Annotated in this window: 20 protein-coding genes and 1 pseudogene; 7 read left to right on the forward strand and 14 right to left on the reverse strand. The window is 56.8% G+C overall.

Translation table 11 applies throughout. The features are described from left to right. Window positions 1-20 precede the first annotated feature (20 nt). The 4 genes from ACSC94_RS09125 (at window position 21) to ACSC94_RS09140 (ending at window position 4449) form a co-directional block, all read left to right on the forward strand. Complete coding sequence (locus tag ACSC94_RS09125; RefSeq protein WP_435640529.1) at window positions 21-908, forward strand: PEP-CTERM/exosortase system-associated acyltransferase; 888 nt, start codon at window positions 21-23, stop codon at window positions 906-908. A gap of 149 nt (window positions 909-1057) precedes the next feature. Then, window positions 1058-2470: a threonine synthase gene (gene thrC / locus ACSC94_RS09130; RefSeq protein ID WP_435640530.1), complete on the forward strand. Its 1413-nt coding sequence runs from the start codon at window positions 1058-1060 to the stop codon at window positions 2468-2470. Between the two features lie 57 nt (window positions 2471-2527). After that, window positions 2528-3790, forward strand: coding sequence for a M16 family metallopeptidase (locus ACSC94_RS09135; protein ID WP_435640531.1), 1263 nt, complete (start codon window positions 2528-2530; stop codon window positions 3788-3790). Window positions 3791-3813: 23 nt separating this feature from the next. Continuing rightward, window positions 3814-4449 carry a GNAT family N-acetyltransferase gene (locus ACSC94_RS09140; RefSeq protein WP_435640532.1) on the forward strand — a complete coding sequence of 212 codons (636 nt, stop codon included), beginning with the start codon at window positions 3814-3816 and terminating at the stop codon, window positions 4447-4449. An 11-nt stretch (window positions 4450-4460) separates the two neighbouring features. Here the strand turns inward: ACSC94_RS09140 and ACSC94_RS09145 are convergent, their stop codons facing one another. The 3 genes from ACSC94_RS09145 to ACSC94_RS09155 form a co-directional block, all read right to left on the reverse strand. Next, on the reverse strand, window positions 4461-5042 hold the full coding sequence (locus ACSC94_RS09145) for a YqgE/AlgH family protein (protein WP_435640533.1): 582 nt from the start codon (window positions 5040-5042) through the stop codon (window positions 4461-4463). Window positions 5043-5060: 18 nt separating this feature from the next. Next, complete coding sequence (locus tag ACSC94_RS09150; protein ID WP_435640534.1) at window positions 5061-7631, reverse strand: penicillin-binding protein 1A; 2571 nt, start codon at window positions 7629-7631, stop codon at window positions 5061-5063. Between the two features lie 65 nt (window positions 7632-7696). Beyond that, window positions 7697-8800: a PQQ-dependent sugar dehydrogenase gene (locus tag ACSC94_RS09155; RefSeq protein ID WP_435640535.1), complete on the reverse strand. Its 1104-nt coding sequence runs from the start codon at window positions 8798-8800 to the stop codon at window positions 7697-7699. A gap of 213 nt (window positions 8801-9013) precedes the next feature. On the opposite strand from ACSC94_RS09155, the gene ACSC94_RS09160 reads away from it, so the two are divergent. Beyond that, complete coding sequence (locus ACSC94_RS09160; protein ID WP_435640536.1) at window positions 9014-9652, forward strand: M15 family metallopeptidase; 639 nt, start codon at window positions 9014-9016, stop codon at window positions 9650-9652. On the opposite strand, the gene ACSC94_RS09165 is transcribed toward ACSC94_RS09160, so the two are convergent. The 4 genes from ACSC94_RS09165 to alr form a co-directional block, all read right to left on the reverse strand. Then, window positions 9653-10639: a hypothetical protein gene (locus ACSC94_RS09165; RefSeq protein WP_435640537.1), complete on the reverse strand. Its 987-nt coding sequence runs from the start codon at window positions 10637-10639 to the stop codon at window positions 9653-9655. A 63-nt stretch (window positions 10640-10702) separates the two neighbouring features. Further along, entirely contained in the window at window positions 10703-11482 is a 780-nt protein-coding gene (locus ACSC94_RS09170; protein ID WP_435640538.1) for an ABC transporter ATP-binding protein, read from the reverse strand. Next, on the reverse strand, window positions 11479-12252 hold the full coding sequence (locus ACSC94_RS09175; RefSeq protein ID WP_435642167.1) for an MlaE family ABC transporter permease: 774 nt from the start codon (window positions 12250-12252) through the stop codon (window positions 11479-11481). The genes ACSC94_RS09170 and ACSC94_RS09175 overlap by 4 nt, the downstream gene beginning before the upstream one ends. Window positions 12253-12418: 166 nt before the next feature. After that, entirely contained in the window at window positions 12419-13555 is a 1137-nt protein-coding gene (gene alr / locus ACSC94_RS09180; protein WP_435640539.1) for an alanine racemase, read from the reverse strand. 60 nt (window positions 13556-13615) lie between these two features. Here alr and ACSC94_RS09185 point away from each other — a divergent pair, with 60 nt between their 5' ends. Then, a complete protein-coding gene (locus tag ACSC94_RS09185; RefSeq protein WP_435640540.1) occupies window positions 13616-14386 on the forward strand; it encodes a hypothetical protein in 771 nt (256 codons plus the stop codon). A gap of 30 nt (window positions 14387-14416) precedes the next feature. On the opposite strand, the gene ACSC94_RS09190 is transcribed toward ACSC94_RS09185, so the two are convergent. From ACSC94_RS09190 to ACSC94_RS09220, 7 genes and pseudogenes are all read right to left on the reverse strand, one after another. Beyond that, a complete protein-coding gene (locus ACSC94_RS09190; RefSeq protein WP_435640541.1) occupies window positions 14417-15922 on the reverse strand; it encodes a replicative DNA helicase in 1506 nt (501 codons plus the stop codon). Between the two features lie 291 nt (window positions 15923-16213). Then, window positions 16214-16918 (reverse strand): 50S ribosomal protein L9, encoded by a 705-nt coding sequence (gene rplI, locus ACSC94_RS09195; protein ID WP_435640542.1) that lies wholly within the window; start codon window positions 16916-16918, stop codon window positions 16214-16216. Window positions 16919-17093: 175 nt separating this feature from the next. Beyond that, a pseudogene (rpsR, locus tag ACSC94_RS09200) lies at window positions 17094-17336 on the reverse strand (30S ribosomal protein S18); the annotation flags it as partial. Window positions 17337-17347: 11 nt separating this feature from the next. Beyond that, window positions 17348-17707, reverse strand: coding sequence for a 30S ribosomal protein S6 (gene rpsF, locus ACSC94_RS09205; RefSeq protein ID WP_435640543.1), 360 nt, complete (start codon window positions 17705-17707; stop codon window positions 17348-17350). A gap of 353 nt (window positions 17708-18060) precedes the next feature. Next, window positions 18061-18327 (reverse strand): hypothetical protein, encoded by a 267-nt coding sequence (locus ACSC94_RS09210; protein ID WP_435640544.1) that lies wholly within the window; start codon window positions 18325-18327, stop codon window positions 18061-18063. Window positions 18328-18442: 115 nt separating this feature from the next. Next, window positions 18443-19147, reverse strand: coding sequence for a DUF1826 domain-containing protein (locus ACSC94_RS09215; protein ID WP_435640545.1), 705 nt, complete (start codon window positions 19145-19147; stop codon window positions 18443-18445). Between the two features lie 5 nt (window positions 19148-19152). Continuing rightward, a complete protein-coding gene (locus tag ACSC94_RS09220; RefSeq protein WP_435640546.1) occupies window positions 19153-19749 on the reverse strand; it encodes a hypothetical protein in 597 nt (198 codons plus the stop codon). Between the two features lie 173 nt (window positions 19750-19922). Here ACSC94_RS09220 and fabD point away from each other — a divergent pair, with 173 nt between their 5' ends. Next, window positions 19923-20867, forward strand: coding sequence for an ACP S-malonyltransferase (gene fabD / locus ACSC94_RS09225; RefSeq protein ID WP_435640547.1), 945 nt, complete (start codon window positions 19923-19925; stop codon window positions 20865-20867). The last annotated feature ends 67 nt before the right edge of the window (window positions 20868-20934 follow it).

The following is a 20934-nucleotide window of genomic DNA, read 5'->3' on the forward strand; positions in this document are numbered from 1 at the left end:
TTTATTTGGAGGTTTCCACCATGTCGACCCAGGATTTTCTGGCCACATGTCTGGACAGTGTGCGATCCAAATCTTTCTATCCCGCGTACCAGAAAGCGTTTCGCATTATTCAAGCAGACACCAATGCCCTGAAGGAAGTTGTGTTCCGTCTCCGATACGAGATTTATTGTGTCGATAACGACATGGAACAAACCAGCGGTGCCTCGACCAGCGCGATGGAGAAAGACGCGTTTGACGATAATTCGCTGCACTATCTTCTGTATCACAAAATGACGGATGAACCGGTTGGAACGGTGCGCGTGGTTATGCCGCGCACGGACCGCCCGTTGAGCAGTTTTCCGCTGCAATTCGTCTGTGACCACCCTTTGCTGCATATGCCGGACCGGGTGCATCGCTTCTGCGAAGTGTCCCGCCTGTGCATGACGCGGGATTTCCGCCGCCGTCCGGGCGATGGCCGCGTGTTGCCCAGCTATAATGAACAGGATCAGGCCGTGCGCATGAATGCCGATGGCACAACGGTGTTTATTCGCCGGGTCATTCCGTTTGCACCGCTGGGCCTTCTGCGCGCCGCATTCGAAGGGGCGCTGGACAATGGCCTGACCGATTGCGTCTGCGTCATGGACCCGGACCAGCTTTATGCCCTGCAACGCATCGGTCTGTCCTACCGTGTTCTGGGCCCGCGTCTGGATATTGGCGGGCAGCAGCAGCCGATCATTTTCAATATCAAACATGCGCTGGACAATATGATCCTGCAAAACCCGCCTTGTTGGGAAATCGTGTCCGACCGGGGCCGCCTGCACATCAAGGCGAACGAGCTGGACCAGAACCAGTGGCAGGACCAGATTTTCGACCAGCAATGCATGGATATGATTTTCGAGCGGTTAACCACCCCGCCACCCCGTGCATAGAGAGGGCCACCTGTTTCTTTTCCTAAGGTTTTAGTCCTGAACTTTGACCCAACTTCGCCGCCATCGGTCCTTTGTGACCGGGCGGTTTTTCTTTTTTTATGGTTATACGGGTTCTTTTAACCGGGTCCGGTCTATGCTCAAATAATCCTATGATTCGTTATGTTTCCACCCGGGGTCCGGGCACACCACAATCCTTTACTGATGTCATGCTGGCCGGGTTGGCGCCCGATTCGGGGCTGTATATCCCCGACATGTGGCCAGAGATCGACCGCGACCTGCTGTCACATCTGGCGGGCACGCCCTATACCAACGTGGCCATGGAAATCATGACGCCGTTTATCGGCAAAGCCGTGCCGCCGGAAATGTTGTTTAAAATCCTGCAAGACACGTATGAAGGCGGATCATTTGACCATGCCTGCGTGGCCCCGCTGGTGCAGGTGGGACCGAGCGCATGGGTCATGGAATTGTTCCACGGGCCCACATTGTCGTTCAAGGATTACGCCCTGCAATTTATTGGTCGGCTGTTCGATTATTTGTTGGAACAGAAGGGCCAGCGCCTGACAATCATCGGCGCGACATCGGGCGATACCGGATCGGCCGCGATTGAGGCGTGCCGCAAGTGTAAGAATATCGACATCTTCATCCTGCACCCCAAGGGCCGCACGTCGGAAATTCAACGCCGCCAGATGACAACGGTGGATGCCCCGAATGTGTTTAACATCGCAGTTGAAGGCACGTTCGATGATTGCCAGACCATGGTGAAAACCATGCTGGGCGACGCGAAAATGCGCGGGGATTTGAATTTGTCCGCCATCAATTCCATCAACTGGGCCCGCATCATGGCGCAGATCGTGTATTACGCGACCGCCGCGCTGGCGTTGGGGGCGCCGCATCGCCCGGTGTCCTTCGCCGTGCCCACCGGGAATTTTGGCAATGTTTATGCCGGGTGGTGCGCACGCCGTATCGGCCTGCCCATTGATCAATTGATTGTGGCGACGAACAAGAACGACATCCTGACCCGGTTTTTTGAAACGGGCGATATGCGGATGGAACGGGTCACACCGACCTTGTCCCCCAGCATGGACATCCAGATTTCCAGCAACTTTGAACGCTATCTCTGCGACCTGATGGGGCGGGATTATGAGGGCCTCAAGAAACTGATGCATGCCTTCAAGGTGCAAAAAGCCTTCATTATGAATCCGGATTCGATGCAGAAGGCCAAGCGCGAATTTACCGCGCAACGCTGTGACGATGAAACCACGTTGCAAACCATGCGTGATTGTTACCTGCAATCCGGTGTGATGATCGACCCGCATACGGCCGTTGGCCTGTACGGCGCGATGACCAAACGGGACGATCCGTCCGTGCCAGTCGTGGCGCTGGCCTGTGCCCACCCGGCCAAATTCCCCGATGCGGTGGAAAAGGCCATCGGCATCCGCCCGCCCATGCCCGCCGCCCTCGATGGACTGCTGGGCAAGGCAGAACATTACATCGTCCTGCCCAACGATCTGGGCAAAGTCCAGACCTATATCCGTAACGAAGCCACGGCGGTTCGCCGCTAACCCCTTATTCGCGCACACCCTTGCCGCAACCCCAGGATTGATCTATCTCTAAACGCTATGAGCATTGAAATCACAACCCTGCCCGGGGGTCTCCGGGTTGTTACCGATTCAATTCCGTCCATGGATTCCGTGGCGATTGGCGTTTGGGCCGCCGTGGGCACACGCCACGAAGATATGGTCCATAACGGCGTCGCCCACATGGTTGAACACATGATGTTCAAGGGCACCAAAACCCGCACCGCCGCCCAGATCGCCGAAGCGATCGAGGATGTCGGCGGCAACGTCAATGCGTACACCAGCCGCGACATCACCGCGTACCATGTTCACCTGCTGAAAGACCACACGCCGCTGGCGATGGATATTTTGTCCGACATCCTGCAACACACCACCATGCCGGACGATGAGGTTGAGCGTGAGCGTGATGTCATCCTGCAGGAAATCGGGATGAGCAACGACACGCCGGACGATCTGGTGTTCGATTTGTATCAGGAAACCGCCTACCCCGATCAGGCGCTCGGCGCGCCCATTCTGGGCCGCAACGATATTATCGCGAATATGCAGCGCGATACGTTGCAGGGCTATGTCAATCGCTGCTACACCCCGAAAAATCTGGTGCTGTCCGCTGCGGGCAATATCACGCACGATGCGCTGGTGAAAATGGCGACGGAGCGTTTCAACGCTCTGCCGCAGGATCAAACGGTTACAACCGCCGCCGCCAATTACACCGGCGGCCAAAGCCGCGCGGAAAAGGATCTGGAACAAAGCCATATCGTTCTGGGCTTCCAAGGCATTTCCCGCCATGACGAGGATTATTACGCGGCTGTTGCCCTGTCCACCATTCTGGGCGGCGGTATGTCGTCACGATTGTTCCAGGAAGTGCGCGAAAAACGCGGGCTGGTGTATTCCGTGTTCAGCTTCCACAGCTCCTACGCCGATGATGGCCAGTTTGCCGTGTACGCGGGCACAGGCCCGGAACGGCTGGGCGAATTGGTCCCGGTCGTCTGCGATGAATTGAAAAAGATCGCCAATGACGTGGTCAGCGACGCCGAATTGAAACGGGCCAAAACGCAAATGAAATCCGGCCTGTTGATGGCGCGCGAATCCATGATGACCCGCGCCGGGCAACAAGCCAAACACCTGATCTATTTCGACAAGAAATTGGATGTGGCGGAATTGTTGCACAAGATCGATGCCGTGACGGATGCCGATATTCTGCGCCTGTCCCAGCGGATTTTCGCAACGGTTCCCACGGTGGCCGCCCTCGGCCCGCTGAAGCAGCTCGAATCCTACGAAACGCTGCGCGCCCGTTTGCGCGCTTAAGGTTTGACGGAAGGGGGGGACGTATGAACATTGCCAATCTGCTGCGCCCCGCCGCGACGCCGACACGATCCCTCTCTCTATCGCTCAGCGGTGAGCGTGTTGTTATCCGTTACCCGGAACGGCGCGATCTGGACCAATGGATCGCCGTGCGTCAGCGCAACCGGTCCTATCTGCAACCATTCGAACCGACATGGCCGGGCGATGCCCTGACCCCGGCCGCCTTTAATAGACGCTTAAGCCGGCAACAGCGTGAAATACGCGCGGGCCACACGTGCCCGTTCCTGATTTTTCGGCTGGATAATCTGCATCTGGTGGGGGCCATCAATATCAACAACATCGTGCGCGGCCCGGCGCAATTCGCGTCCATGGGTTATTGGCTGGATGAACAATCCCAGGGTCAGGGATACATGACCGAGGCCGGAATGTTGGCGTTGGGCTACGCTTTTGGCCCTTTAAAACTGCATCGTCTTTATGCCGGGTGCGTGCCGCATAATGGCCGCAGCAAATCCCTGCTGACCCGGCTAGGGTTCGAAGAAGAGGGCTATGCCAAGCGCTATCTGCAGATCAACGGCGAATGGCAGGACCACATCATGTTCGGCCTGAGCATCGAGACGTGGAAAACGACGTTGCCGGGCTCAACACTGAGCGTTCCGGCGTAACCGGATCACCCCTATGCGCGACCCGCTGCGCCCGACAGCATCGCCGGATTAACACCCATGCGCTGGATGGCGTTTTCCCATTTACGCGCGGCATCAACGCCGAACACCAGATCGGCGGCGGCGTCCGTGATCAGCCAGGCATTATCCTGAATTTCCTGTTCCAGCTGTCCCGGTGACCACCCGGCGTAGCCCAGAACGAACAACATCTGTTCCGGCCCGCGCCCCTGAACGATTTCGCGCAGGGCATCCAATGTGCCCGTCACATGAATATCGCTTTTGACGCGCACGGTATCTTTCTGCGCGAAATCGGCGGAATGCAAAACGAAACCGCGCCCGGATTCCACGGGACCGCCACTCAACACTTGCAGGCTGTAGAGAATGTCTTCGTCCACATCGTCACTGGCGACATTCAATTGCGTCACCAGTTCGGAAAACGCAACACCCGGCAACGGATTATTGATGACCAGACCCATGGACCCCTTGTCATCATGCGCGCACATGAAGATCACCGCCTTTTGAAAGCGGGAATCACCCATATTGGGCATGGCCAGCAGCAATTTGCCGACCAGAAATGTGTCCGAATAATCCGTCATTTATTTATTCCATTCACCTTAATACAAGCCACCCGTGCCCGTGGTCACCGATTGCGGGCGGGACCCGCCATTATTATCCGGCTGCGGGCCATAGGACGGGGCGACAGGATACGCCCCCTCATCCACCACCACACCCGGCACGCTGCCATCGGGCATTGGTTGCGTGTAGGGGGAGAGTAAATCGCTGTCGCTGCGCCATGGCTGATCCGATGCTGTGCCTTCATAGGGCAGATCGCGCTGGAAGCTGGACATCACGGAAATGCCCTGGCCATCCAGAATGTAGATTTTATCGGTGGGTTCGGTTCCAGCCAGAAACGCTTCCCAGATGGTTTTCTTATCGCCCGGACGCGCACGCGCGCCGCTTTCGGCGTTAATCTGCACCTGACGAATGCCGGGCGGGATACGGAACGGGGTGGCGGGCTGGTCTTTCAACGCGCCTTCCATGAAATCCTTGAACACCGGAACGGCGGCGGAGGCCCCGGTTTCCTTCGCCCCCAGTGATTTCGGCTCGTCATACCCCATGAACACACCCACGGCCAGATCGGGCGAGAAGCCGACAAACCACGCATCTTTGGAATCATTGGTCGTTCCGGTTTTTCCGGCCAGCGGCACACCCAGCGACCGAATTTTCGCCGCTGTCCCGCGTTGAACCACGCCTTCCAGAATGGACACCATCTGGTACGCCGTGCGCGGGTCGTTGATTTGTTCGCGTGTATCGGGCACGACGGGCGCATCCTGCACCGCCCATTCGATCAGCGGGCCACAGCCGTCGCACTGGCGCGTGTCATCACTGTAAATCGTTTTGCCGCGGCGGTCTTGAATCCGGTCGATAAAGGTCGGGGTAATTTTCTTGCCGCCATTGACCAGCATGGCATAGGCCGCCGTCATATCCAGAACGGTTGTTTCCTGCGCCCCCAGCGAGTTGGCGAGGTTGGTTTTCATTTTATCAAAGATACCGAATTTTTCGGCATAGGTCGCAACCTTGTCCATGCCGATATAATCGGCCAGACGCACCGTCATCAGGTTCCGGGATTTTTCAACACCGACACGGATCGGCGTCGGGCCGTAATATTCATTGGAATAGTTGGTCGGCCGCCATTTCGGCAGGCCCGGCCCCTGATCAATCACCAGCGGCGCGTCCAGAACCAATGTGGACGGCGTAAACCCGCTATCCAAAGCGGCCAGATAGATAAATGGTTTGAACGCCGAACCCGGCTGGCGTTGCGCCTGTGTCGCGCGGTTGAAGGAGCTGTTGTCAAAATGCCAGCCCCCCTGCATCGCCAGAACACGGCCCGTGTGCGGGTTCATTGCAATCAACGCGCCATTCACCTTTGGCACCTGACGCAAATGAATGGTCTTTTTTTCTTTGCCGTCTTCGGTTTTGTCCGTGACGGTTTCAACCATCACCACATCCCCAACGATCAGCGGCTTGGGCGATGTCCATTTCACATCATCCGCGCGCAGCGCCCCACGGCCACCGGACGCCAGACCGATTTTCACCGCATCGGTGGAACTTTCCGTCACAATCGCCATATCCCAGTGGCGCAGCATGCCTTCTGGCCGCGGCACGATGGCCAGACGATCGGCCCAGTTATCGATTGAATCCAAATGCGACGCAGGCCCGCGCCAGCCACGACGACGATCAAACGCCATCAACCCGTCACGCAGCGATTTTTCGGCAATCGCCTGCAGCGTCGGGTTCACCGATGTCCGCACGGCCAGGCCACCTTCATACAGGGCATCCTTGCCATAGCGGGCTTCCAGCTCACGGCGCACTTCTTCGGCGAAATACGGGGCGCGCACAATATCACCGCCACCACGGTCCACGACAGTCAGCGGTTTGGCCTTGGCGATGTCGGCCTGTTCATCTTCGATATACCCATTGACGACCAGACGATCGATCACCCAGTTGCGGCGTTCAATCGCCGCGTCATAATGACGGGTCGGGCTGTAATTGTTCGGCCCCTTTGGCAAGGCGGCCAGATACGCCGCTTCTTCGATGCTCAATTCCGACAAAGATTTGTTGAAGTAGTTGAGCGCGGCCGCAGCCACACCATAAGAGCGCTGGCCCAGAAAAATTTCATTGAGGTAGAGTTCCAGCAAGCGATCCTTGCTCATCGCCTTTTCCATGCGGAAGGCCAGAATGGCTTCGCGGATTTTGCGCTCATAACTGACTTCGTTGGTCAGCAGGAAGTTTTTCGCGACCTGTTGCGTAATGGTCGATGCCCCCTGCGGGCGGCCACCGCTTTTGAAGTTGGTGACAACGGCGCGCGCAATGGCGATCGGGTCCACGCCCTGGTGCGTGTAAAAATTTTGATCTTCGGCGGCGATGAATGCGTTCTTGACCAGATCGGGCATGGATTCGATGGGAACAAAGATGCGCTTTTCGGCGGCGTATTCTTCCATCAACCGTCCGTCACCGGCATAGATGCGCGTGGTGACCGGCGGGTTGTAATCTTTCAACGCGCTGTAATCGGGCAGATCGCGGCTGTAGGTGCTGATCACCACAACGACAACGGCCACCCCGGCGATCAAACCGAGCATGCCAAGGGAGAACAACGCCAGAATCGAATAATAGAGCCATTTCATGCCTCTTTTATCGCACAGGAATCGGGCAGGATAAAGGCCACAAAGGGCGTGTTTATCGCAAAAGATTACGGGGTCGGCACCAACCGCAGCAACCGCCCATCCGACGAATCGGTCAGCAGGTAAATGGCCCCCTCCGGCCCGACCCGCACATCACGGATTCGCTCGCCCAAATCCTTCAGATAGGTGTCCTGCCGCCCGATTCGCTCGCCATCAACCTCCAACACGCGCAAGGATTTCCCAACCAGCGCCCCGACCAGCAAATGCCCCTGCCATTGCGGAAACAAATCACCGTCATAAAACGCCATGCCACTGGGCGCGATGGACGGGGTCCAGTGCATCAAGGGTTGTTCCATACCCGGCGCGGCCGTGCGGTCGGTAATTTTAAAACCGGTGTAATCAATGCCATACGTGATTTCGGGCCAGCCGTAATTGCGGCCGGGCTTGATAATATTCACCTCGTCCCCACCACGCGGCCCGTGTTCATGTTCGAAAATCACACCCGTGCCCGGTTGCAACGCCAGCCCCTGCACATTGCGGTGACCATAGGAATAGATTTCCGGCTTCGCGTAATCCTGTTTCACGAACGGGTTATCATCCGGCACAGCGCCATCGCGATCAATCCGGATCAGCTTGCCCAGATGGTTGCCCTTGTTCTGGGCCTCGCGCATGTCATAGCGCTCCCCCAAGGATAGCAGCAACGTATCATCCGGCAGGAACAGCAATTTCCCGCCAAAATGCTGGTCCGATCCGGATTTTGGGGCGGCGCGGAACAGGATTTTCGCTTCCACCAGCATATGATCGCCCAGCGACAGGCGCACCCGCGCAACCTCCGTCCCATAACCGCCATTCCCCTGTCCGGCATAGGCGATATAAACGCGGTTATTTTTGGCAAAATCGGGATCAAGCGCAATATCGAACAACCCCGCCTGCCCCCGCGCCACAACACGCGGAACACCCTTGATCGCGGTGCGCGTTTGTCCCTCTTTTGTAAGGTGCCACAACGTGCCACCGCGTTCAGTGACCAGAAAATCACCGCCCGGCAAAAACGCCAGCGCCCACGGATGATCCAGCTTTTCCGCCACCGTTTCGACAACAAACGGATCATCCGCGGCGTGGGCAGAAGGCAGATCCATCATCAAAAAAATAAAAAGTAAGAACAAAACACGCATTTTAAAATCCCCTCTGCCCGTCATACCGGCGAAGGCCGGTATCCAGTGGATAGACCGTATAGATACCGGCCTTCGCCGGTATGACAGATGATAAAGCGTCACCACAAAGAATAATAAAGCAAAATGACTGTGTGTCTTGGTGTCTTTCTACCTTTGTGGTAAATCCTTCTGATGAATGATGTTTTGATTATACCACCGTCGGACCTTATCGACATGAGCGCTTGGGCGGCCCGTGACGGCCTGCCTTTGCAGGTTGATCTGGTCTATGCGCAAATCAACCATCCGGAAAATATTTTTGGCCGGGCGCTGTACCGCGAAACGGCACGGTTCTGGCTGCACCGTGATTTTGCCGCCATTGTCGCCGATGCCGCAAAAATCGCCTATGCCCAGCGCGAATGGATTTTTATTCTAAAGGACGGCCTGCGCCCGGTTGAAGCCCAAGCGATGATGCAGGAAACCGCCATTGTAAAGGCCAACCCGCAATGGCTGGTCGAACCGCGCCTGCTGTCCCCGCCCGGCATGGGTGGCCACCCGCGCGCGATGGCGGTGGATATTACGCCGTGCGATGACAATGGCGTGCTGATCGATATGGGCACGCTGTTCGACCACTTGACCACCAACCCCGCCGACAACCCGGCGGCCCGCGCCAACACCAATTTGCCCGCGCATGTTCTGGACAATCGCAAATTTCTGGAAGACTGCATGATGATGGCGGCGGCCCGGCACAACAAACCGATGCTGCCTCTGCCCGCCGAATGGTGGGATTTCAGATTCCCGAAAACCTACACCGATGCCTACGCCCCCATTCACGACCGCGATTTGCCGGATGATATGAAGATGGTGGCGGCTTAATCAGACAAGGCATTTCTGCAAAAATGCGCGAACGGCTGTTCGCACGGGTGTTTTGCTGAGATAACGGTCCGCCATAATCGTCTGCGATTCTTTAAACACATCCCGCAGGGACGATTGGCTCAGCAAACGGTTCAGGGAGAAATTGGCAATAATGTCGGCATTCCACGGTGCCTGTTTGTGGCGAATCGCGTCACAGAATTGGTGGTATGCATTCACAACATCCCGGTCCAGATCGTTATTGCGCGCATAGGACAACGCACCGGCAAAAACTTCATCCGGACTGGCCCCATCCAAGCCATCAAGCAATCCAGCCCGCGCATCCCGTGCAATCGCGCGCAGGGATTGGCCCGTGAAATAACGCGGGCCAAAACGAGACATATTGGACAGACGGGCATCCGCGATCACATCCAGAAAAGGAAGAATTTCCGGGCCAAACCGTTTCAACATATGAAGGGCAGCAAAGGAATCACAAATAGATTCTTCAACAAAAACATCACGCCCATCACGCTTGTGCAAGGGATGGCGGTCGAGCCGGATCAGGGCATGGGACAGTTCATGATAGAAAAACATCCAGCCCATGACCCCCGGATTGACAACCGCCGCGTTAAAATCCAGCAAGCATGACGGTACGCTCTGATCCGACATGGCGTACAATACGTAGCGCGTGTTTTTGATCTGGTTGCAATCAGCAAGAATAAGCGCCACTGGCGACTGATGCGCAATACAGCAGAACGAAAATGTCTGCCCTGCTTTCGCAGCCTCTTTGTGCGTCTGTAAACTCGAACTGAGGGCCAATGGCCAAAAGGAGGGGAGTTCTTTGCGCACTGCGTACGAAAGCTGTTCTTCCAGATCGCGAGAGACTTGCCAGCTATCATCAGGGCCATTGCTATGGTTACAAATCGCAATCCGCCCCTTCACATCGGGATACAGGCGATCCAGTTCAGCGCGAAAATCCGCGTATGTGGGAACAGCTTTTTTGTTTAACATAACCAAAAAATAAGCCAAAAGACGTCGTCTGTCAATTTTCAACGCATTGGTATTAAACGATAATTAGGCCGCCTTGCCGATGCCGTTTTGAATCGGCCCCTCGGCCCGGCCGTGGATGAACTGGTCCACATACGGGTTGCCGGAATTGTCCAGTTGTTCCACCGGACCGGTCCAGATGATGCGGCCTTCGTGGATCATCGCGACATCATCGGCGATTTTACGGACACTGGCCATATCATGCGTGATCGACAAAGCGGTGGCACCCAGTTCCTTCACCGATTTCACGATCAGATTGTTGATGACATCGGCCATGATCGGGTCCAGACCCGTGGTCGGTTCATCGAAGAAAATGATTTCCGGGGATGTCGCAATGGCGCGGGCCAGACCCACACGTTTTTGCATCCCGCCCGACAATTCCGCCGGCATCAATTGGCCCGTGGCTTCATCAAGGCCCACAGCGATCAGTTTTTCAACGGCAATGTCATACGCCTTGCGACGGTCCATGCCACGGCCATGGATCAAACCAAAGGCCACGTTTTCCCAGACCTTGAGCGAGTCGAACAAGGCCGCGCCCTGAAACAACATGCCGAATTTGCGCATGACTTCATCACGCCCCGCAGAATCCAGCCCAACGGATTCACGACCATCAATCAGAATGGATCCGGAATCCGGACGGATAATGCCCAGCACGCATTTCAGCATGACGGATTTGCCCGTCCCCGACCCGCCGATAATCACCATCGACCGGCCCGTCTGCACGTTCAGATCCACGCCCTGCAAAACGCGTTTGGACCCGAAGGATTTATAAACATTCGACAGATGCAGCTTCGTCGTTCCGGTCATGAGAAAAACACCTGCGTCAGGAGATAGTTGAAAATCAGGATCAGGATGGAGGCGGACACAACCGCATTCGTGGTCGCCGCGCCAACGCCCTGCGCCCCGCGTCCGGAATTGTACCCGTGATAGCACCCCATCACCGCCACGATCAGGCCGAACACAGCCGCCTTGATCAAACCGGAAATCACGTCGATATTTTCGACGACATCCCATGTTTGCGACAGATAGCGACCCGGGTTAAAGCCCAGATTATAAATGCTGACGATATAACCGCCGAACACACCGACAATATCGCCCAGTAAAACGAGGCAGGGCAGCATCAGCGTGCCGGCCAGAACGCGCGGCGCGATCAGATATTTGAACGGGTTGACGGACAGGGTGGTCAGCGCATCAATTTGTTCGGTCACGCGCATCGTGCCAATTTCGGCGGCAATCGCCGCACCGACGCGGCCCGCCACCATCAAACCGGCCAGCACCGGAGCCAGTTCGCGGGTCATCGATAAAACGACCACACCGGCAATCGCCCCTTCGGCATTAAAGCGGGTGAAGCCCGTGTAGGATTGCAGCGCCAGCACCATGCCCGTGAACAACGCCGTCATGCCGACGACGGGCAGAGAATAATAACCAATGTCGATCAATTGACGCAGAACCAGACGCGGGAAATAAGGCGGCAGGAAAATATGCGCAACGGACTGGCCCGCAAACAACGACAAGCGCCCCGCACCCCGGATCAGCCGCATGATCGTGCCGCCGATGGTTTCACACGCATCCAGCAATTTTTCCGTGATGGGGTGGGCGTGGATCTGCTTGTGCAGCGGGGGTTTGCCCGAACCCCCTCCAGGAATACCCGGCGTCTCGATCTTGGCTTCGCTGGTCATAATCACATTGTCCATCTGCATTGAATACGGAAGTCTTCTTACCCGCAAATGCCCGAAAAATCCATTATTTTTCGGCTGCTAGGCCTGCATGAGCGTCCGCCTGAATCCCCGGATGGATATAGGTCCGGCGGTAGCGCGCGCCAAGGCTGGTCAGGATTTCATAGCCAATCGTCCCCGCCCGTCCCGCCAGATCATCGGCGCTTTGCCCCGGACCGATCACATCGACCAGATCGCCGGGTTTGAGGCCCGGGACCGCCCCGGCATCCACCGTGACCAGATCCATCGACACCCGCCCCAAAATTGGGCACGCCACGCCATTTGCATAAAGCACCCCCGCCCCACTGAGCGCGCGCAGGAACCCATCGGCATAGCCAAGCGCGACCGTGGCCACCCGCGTCGGGGCCTCCGCACGCCATGTGGCCGAATATCCGACACTGTCCCCGGCGGGAACGGTGCGGACCTGCAACACCGGCACTTGCAACCGGATGACCGGGGCCATCGGGTTGGCCGCTTCCGGCGTCGGGTTCAGGCCATAGACCGCCATGCCGGGCCGGACCATATCCAGATGATAGGATTGCAGGCGCATCGCGCCCGATGAATTGGCGATGGACCGCGGCACACCCGGACAGGTCCGGCGCGCCACATCATCGAACAGAGTAAATTGCCGCGCCGTCATCGGATGGTCGACCTCATCGGCGCAGGCAAAATGGCTCATCACCAGATGCAGGTTCAACCCGGCCAAGCGGGTCGGGTCATCCAGAATCGCCGCACGGTCGGTGGCATCCAACCCCAAGCGGTTCATTCCCGAATCGATATGCAAAATGCAAGGCGCCCCGGCGGCAAAGCTGCGCCACGCGCTGACCTGCCCCAGATCGTTCAGCACCGGGGTCAGGCGATGCGCCCGGTAATCCTGCGCCGCGCCGGGATACAACCCGCCCAGAACCGCAATATTTTCCGCCCCCGGGAACAGGCCGCGCAACGCCACCCCTTCATCCGGCGTGGCGACAAAAAACGTCTTCACCCCACAGGCGCGCAAGGTTTGCGCCACAGGGACCAGCCCCAGCCCATAGGCATCCGCTTTGACCACACCGGCGACTGCACAATGCGGGCCGACAACATCCTGAAAATGGCGGATATTGGCGGATATGGCGTTTAAATCAATGGTCAGGCGACCGCCTGTTAACGGATCAGATATCATCATGGGCCATAATTTATCATAGTTTCCCGTTCGGGTCAGAGCAGTTTTGCGGTACCATAAATTATGATGAATCAGCGTAATTTTAAAATCTCAACACCTGACCGCGCCACCGAAAATGGCAACGTCCTGTTCTTGATCCTGATTGCCGTGGCGTTGTTTGCGGCCCTGACCTTTGCCGTTGTACAAACGCGGGGCGGCGGCAGTGACGCCAACAAGGAAAAACTCCAAATCGCCGCATCACAACTGGCCCAATATGGCGGCGATATCGAAGCCGCCATTTTGCGCATGCGCGTGGGCAAGGGCATGGGCCCGGACGTGATGAGCTTTGAAACGCCGTTCCTGTCATCCGCCAATTACACCAACCCGGATTGCGCGATTGATGATTGCAAGGTCTACCTGCCCAAGGGCGGCGCCATTTCATACAACACCCCCAACGACGAATGGCTGGATTGGAGCCAGAACACGCAACCCCATTGGGGCGGATGGTTGTTTACCGGCGGATCATGCGTCCCCGGTGTCGGGCTGGGCAATGATGCCACCTGCAACGGCGACATTGCCAATCTGGAACTGATCGCCATTGTGCCGTACATCCAGCGCGACGTGTGCATGGAGATTAACCGCCGGAAGGAAATCACCACCGGCGCAACATTGCCGCCGCAGGATCAGGGCAACGCGTGGATCAACAACCCGGAATTTGCGGGCACCTTCACCACAGGGGAGGCCATTTCCTCGGCTGGCGATGAATTGTTTGGCCGGACCGAGGGCTGCTTCGAAGGGGGCGGCACCCCTGCATCGGGCACCTATCATTATTTCAAGGTTCTGATTGAACGATAGAAAAAACCCCCGCCAGTGCGGGGGTTTTTCTTATTCGTAATCGCGTGTGGGGCCGTGGAAATGATCCAGGTTGGCAAAGCGCGTCAGGTTGCCATCGAAGAACAACCGCACCGTCCCAATCGGGCCGTGACGCTGTTTCGCGATAATGGTTTCGGCCACATTGTGGAGCTGTTCCATTTTTTGCTGCCATTCAATGTGCTTGTCCGTGCCCGGTTCCGGTTCGGATCGGGACAGATAATACTCTTCGCGGTACACGAACATAACAACGTCCGAGTCCTGCTCAATCGAGCCCGATTCACGCAAGTCGGACAATTGCGGGCGTTTATCATCACGCTGTTCCACCGCACGTGAAAGCTGGGACAGGGCAATGACTGGAATATCCAGTTCCTTGGCAATCGCTTTCAGACCACGGGTAATTTCAGACACTTCGTTCACGCGGTTTTCAACCGACTGGCGCGACCCCGACCCCTGCAGCAATTGCAAATAGTCGATGACGATCAAACCCAGACCGCTTTGGCGTTTCAAACGCCGCGCGCGTGTGCGCACCGCGCCAATGGACAAAGCCGGCGTATCATCAATATACAACGGCACTTGCGACAGGCGGTGTGATGCCTCGACAAAGCGGCGGAAATCATTTTCGGTCAGCTTACCCTTACGGATGGAGTCACCGGAAATTTCCGCCTGATCCGCCAGAATACGGGTCGCCAACTGGTCGGATGACATTTCCAGAGAGAAGAACCCAACCACGGCCCCTTCTTTCCCGCCTGTCTGCGCGTAACGGTTTGCGGCATTGAAGGCGATGTTGGTGGCCAATGTGGTTTTACCCATCGACGGACGACCCGCGAGGATCAGCAAGTCGGAGGGGTGCAGACCGCCCAGTTTTTCATCCAGATCGCGCAGGCCCGTCGTCACGCCCGTGACGTGACCGTCGGTTTTATAAGCCTTGTCCGCAATTTCAATTGCGCGCGCGACGGAGTCCTTAAGCGTTACGAATCCTTTGCGCCCGTCACCGGATTCGGCGAGAATAAACAGGCGGTTTTCCGCCATCTCAATCGCCTTGGTCGCGTCGCGTTCGATGGTTTGTTCAAACGCATCATTCACAACATCTTCGCCCAGCGCGATCAGCTCGCGGCGCAAATGCAGATCATACAGGTTGAGCGCGTAATCCGTCGCGCTGATGACCGTAATCACCGCGCTGGCCAGATCGGCCAGATATTGCGTGCCACCCACGGACGACAAATCGGAATCCGTTTCGAAAAACCCTTTCAACGTCACCGGCGATGCGGTTTGGCCGCGTTCGATCAAACGCTGAATGGCTTCGAAAATGCGCTGGTGCGCGGGGTGAAAGAAATGGGCGGGCTTCAGGAAATCGATGCGTTCCAGCACGCGGTTATCAACCAGCAGCGCGCCGAGCAAGCCCTGCTCTGCCTCCAGATTGTGGGGCAAGGTCCGGTAATTCCGCTCCGCGGATACCATCGGATCGTTCAGGGGAATGTCATCCTTGCGGGCAAGGTTCGTGTTTGCTGTCGTGCTCATGGGGACGGACTGTAATCAATTCCCGGTGCGCGCGCCACAAGCGCATCACACCCCCCATGTGAATTGCGGGGATAGATGGGAATTTCAGAATCTCTGAATCTCAGAATTTCGGAATCTCAGAACCCCTCTCCCCTTGGGAGAGGGGCAGGGGAGAGGGTCTTTTCCGATATTCTGAGATTCCGAGATTCTGAAGTTCCGGAAAAAGAAAAAGCCCGCAGGCTGGTAGAACCTGCGGGCTTCCGTAATCAGCTATATCCCTTGGGGAGAAACAGCCGAACCTGTTGTCGAGGCTCAGGCGGTTTCGCCTTCTTCGGCGGCGGTTTCTTCTACATCATCTGCATGTTTTGCGGACTTTGCAGCTTTCTTAGCGGCCTTTTTGTCAGCTTTCGCGTTGGCTTCTGCGGAGCGCTCTTGCTCCAAAGCCAGGGCTTCATCATCCAGCAGGGCGGCCTTGTCGGCGGCACCTTCTGCAAGTTCAGCAGCACGGGCATCAGCAGCCAGTTTCGCTTTACCGGTTTTCGCCTGGATCGCTGCTTCCTCTTCCGAACGTGCAACGTTGACCATAACGTCAACCTTCACTTCCGGGTGCAGGGAAACAGTGACCGGGGCCAGACCCAGTGATTTGAACGGAACGTTCATCACAACTTGGCTGCGGCCAACGATTGCTTTCAGCTGTTCTTCAATCGCTTCGGCAATGTCACGCGTGGTGACGGAACCGTACAAATGGCCACCTTCGGATGCCAGACGGATCAGAACGATCGTCTTGCCTTCCAAAGATTTTGCCACTTTCTGGGCGTCAGCGCGTTTTTCCGCGTTGCGTTTTTCCAGTTCAGCTTTTTGGGCTTCGAAATGGGCCACGTTATCCGGGGTCGCGCGCAGGGCTTTTTTCTGCGGGATCAGGTAATTGCGGGCATAACCCGGCTTTACCTTCACCAGCGCACCCATTGCACCCAGGTTTTCAACGCGTTCCAGAAGGATCACTTCCATGTTCGCCATGATCTATACTCCTTCTATCCGATTACTGTTGGAACGGACGCGGTGCGCGTTCGCCACGAGATTCATTACGATCACCACGGTCGCCGCGATCGTTGCCGCGGAATTCACCGCCACCACGATATTCGCCACGGCCTTCCGGACGCGGACCACGCGGGGCGCTGTCCATTTCCTGACGAACGTACGGCATCAGAGCCATGAAACGGGCGCGTTTAATCGCGTTGGCCAGTTCACGTTGTTTCTTCTGTGATACGGCCGTGATACGGCTCGGCATGATTTTGCCGCGCTCGGACACATAACGGCCCAGAGTACGCACGTCTTTCCAGTCGATTGCCGGAGCATTCGGACCAGAGAACGGGCACGTCTTGCGACGACGGAAGAACGGGCGGCGGCCAGCCGGGCCACCAGCGGATTTTTGCATCTCTTCAGACATTATGCGGCTTCCTTGTCAAAATCGTTATCATTGGAACGATCACCGCCCAGAATGGCCGACGGGCCCTTGGACAGTTCGTCCATACGAACGCTGATGTGGCGCAGAACGTCTTCGTTCAGGCGCATGTTACGCTCCATCTCCAGCAGTGCCGGAGCCGGGGTGTCCAGTTCCATCAGAACATAATGGCCTTTGCGGTTTTTCTTGATGCGGTAAGCCAGCGTGCGCAGGCCCCAGCTTTCGGTTTTCACGATCTTGCCACCGTTGTTGGTGATCAGATCGGAAAATTGCTTGGTCAGATCTTCGACTTGCGTCGCGCTCAGATCTTGCCGTGCGATAAACACGGTTTCATAGAAAGGCATACTCGTTTCTCCTCTCGGGTTTCAGAAGTCCGGAACAATAAGTATTCCGGACCCCATCAGCCAACACCACCATGGTGCTGGCGAGGTTCATCTTGGGGATTCCCAAGGAACGGGGGGCACTATACGGATCCCGGCCCTTGAATCAAGGAAATTCCGGCGTTTTATTGGAAAAAAGCGATTCCCAAACGTTTCCGGGGCCGTTTCAGCGGCCAACGCCCACTATTCCCCCGCTCGCCCCCATTGTCATTCCCGCGAAAGCGGGAATCCAGGGGACCGGGATAATAGTGCGCCCATGGCTCTGGATTCCCGCTTTCGCGGGAATGACAAAGAAAGACATAAGAATTATGGAAACATTATTCCGGACGCGGCCCGCGATACGGGTTCTGCTGCAATTTTTGTCCCAACAACGCCCAACGCGCCGCCGAACGATCGGCATCCTCTTTCCAGACCTGATCCAGATAGGCCCCCGACTTGTCCTTGAAGACACAGGTCAAGGGAGCGAAATAAAGCTTCGCCGTGCTGGCCAGACTACCCGGCACACCCTGTGCCATGTGGCCAAACACCGTTTTCAAATCCCAGCCCGCGGCTTTTACGCCATTCACAATTGTTTGCTTATCCATTGTATCCATCCCTGAAATAATCCGCGCACCATAGAAAAGAAAGAAGGAAAACGCAAACACACCTGCACAAAGCGAGGATGGAAAAATGGCGGGCTCTGAAAATACAGGCTGACCGTCAGAACGGCCACATCACCATCACCAAACGGTAACCGGGGACCGGTGGGCTGCCGTGGATCAGGGCTTGATCCGTATCGCGGCATTTTAAAAGCAGTAAATCGCCGGGCGCGGTGGGTTGGGCCAGCGTGTCATTGGCGCGGACGGGGGTCCCCTGAATATCGCGGCCATTTTCACGCATCGTGCAATCGGGCCGCCACCATGTGCCCGCCGCGCCGCGCAATGTGATCAGGCCGAGCGTGTCCCCTTTATCCGTATGCCAGAAATTATTTTCAGAGGGCTGGAAGGCCATCAACGATGTTCCGACACTGCCACCATTGGGTTTGCACACGGCGGCAAAATGCCCGACCAGATCAATGATCGTGCGGGCCACATCCATGCGCCCACCATTCCCCCCATCAGGACCGTCGGGAAAGCCGGCATCCTCCAGCGCATAATCCAGCGCCAGCAAACGGCTTTCATCGCGCAATTGGTTGACCGACCATGCGTAATTCAAAATTTCACGGCGATAGTCAGACGTCCACCGGACATCCGGCGACAACGTGGAAATGTCGAGATCCATGAGATAGGAATTATTCGCCGTCGGGGCCGCGCCCCGCCACACCGCCAGATTCAAACGCGGATCGCGGATCATGGCCAGAACGCCGGGATCATCACCCAGCGCGGCCTGTCCAAATTCTTCGCGGTAGCGGTGGGCCGAAACCATGGGCGTTACCGCAGCGTCGGGGCCGGGCAATAATCGGCGGCTCTGGCGCTTCCAGATGCAAGACCTAACGGCGTTGTATGACGCTCGCTACGATCATCCACAATCTTATAGCGGCCATGATAATCATACTGGGTCGCGCTGGCTTGCGTAAACAGGCTCAGCACGCGGCGGGCTTCGTTGGCCAGTTCAGCATTGCCCTTGGTAAAATCCACCAGCAGGCAGCCGTGGCTTTTATCAATTATCAACGTCGTATCCTGCCCTTGCTGTCCGGGCACCAGTGCAATCTGGTTTTTATTCGCCATAGTCAGCAAGCCAAAGACGTAGTTTTTTCCAAAGAACGGAATCCAGTCAAAGCCACCACTTCCATTCATGCCGATTTCGCGCGTAATGGTCGCTTGACGCTCCGTCCATGTTCTCGCGCGGCCACGATCATTCAAGCCCTGAGTATCGGCCATTTGATTAAACACGTTTGCATTACGGGCAACCATTGGGGTTACAACATTGTCGGCAATCTCTTTGCCCATGACTGTTGAGAGGGTTGAAAGCGCCCCCCAAACAACCGTACCGGCAAGCAGCCAGCCCATCTTTTCAAGCGTTTTCATCTGATCCAATCCTTTTTTCGATAATACTTAAGGCTTGCAAGACGCTATGACAAATGGGTGTTCGTGTCAAACTTTTGCCCTCCCCCTTGCCCAGACCGGCGGTTCCCGGTAAAAAAGGGCCAGAAATGTTAAGAAAACCAACCTTTTCCCAATCTTTTCAAGGATGTTCGCCAATGACACGCACCTTCGTTTTCCCCGGTCAGGGGTCGCAATTCCCGGGTATGGGCAAGGATCTGGCCGCGGCGTTCCCGGATGCCAAGCTGGTGTTTGAGGAAGTGGACGACGCCCTATCCCAGAAATTGTCGAAGATTATTTTCGAAGGGCCGGACTCCGACCTGAACCTGACCGAGAACACGCAGCCCGCGTTAATGGCCGTGTCCATGGCGGTGATGGCCGTGCTGACCAAACAGGGCGGGATTGATTTGAAATCCGCCTGTTCTTTCGTCGCTGGGCACTCCCTTGGTGAATATTCCGCGCTGACCGCTGCGGGCGCGTTGAAATTGTCCGACACGGCCCGCCTGCTGAAACTGCGTGGGCAGTCGATGCAGAAAGCCGTTCCGGTTGGCCAAGGCGCCATGGCCGCCATTCTGGGGCTGGAGTTTGATGATGTGATGGCGATTGCATCGGAAGTTTCCGGCAACGAAGTGTGCGAAGCCGCCAACGATAACGCCCCGGGTCAGGTCGTCATTTCCGGTCACAAGGGTGCAGTGGAAGCCGCCATCGCCTTGGCCACCAGCCGTGGCGCGAAACGCGCATTGGCATTGCCCGTATCCGCCCCGTTCCATTGCCGCTTGATGCAACCCGCCGCCGAGGCGATGCAGGCCGCCCTGGCCGAAACCACTATCAACGCCCCCGTTGTTCCGGTCATCGCCAACGTCACCGCATCCGCCGTGACCGACCCGGCGGAGATTACCCGCCTGCTGGTCGAACAGATCACGGGCCGTGTGCGCTGGCGCGAATCCGTGCAATGGATGAAAGCCAATGGCGTCACCGAAGCGACCGAAATCGGCGCGGGCAAAGTTCTGGCCGGATTGATTAAACGGATTGAGGGCGATATCGCCTGCACCTCCGTTGGCACGCCGGAGCAGGTTGAGGCGCTGATCACCGCTCTTAAATAAGTATCATTTGCAATTAAAAAACCGTGCGTTGGGCGGGCTTGACTTATCCTCGGGCCCGCCCAATCTC

Source organism: Micavibrio aeruginosavorus, assembly GCF_051245535.1.
Taxonomy (GTDB): Bacteria; Pseudomonadota; Alphaproteobacteria; order Micavibrionales; family Micavibrionaceae; genus Micavibrio; species Micavibrio aeruginosavorus_D.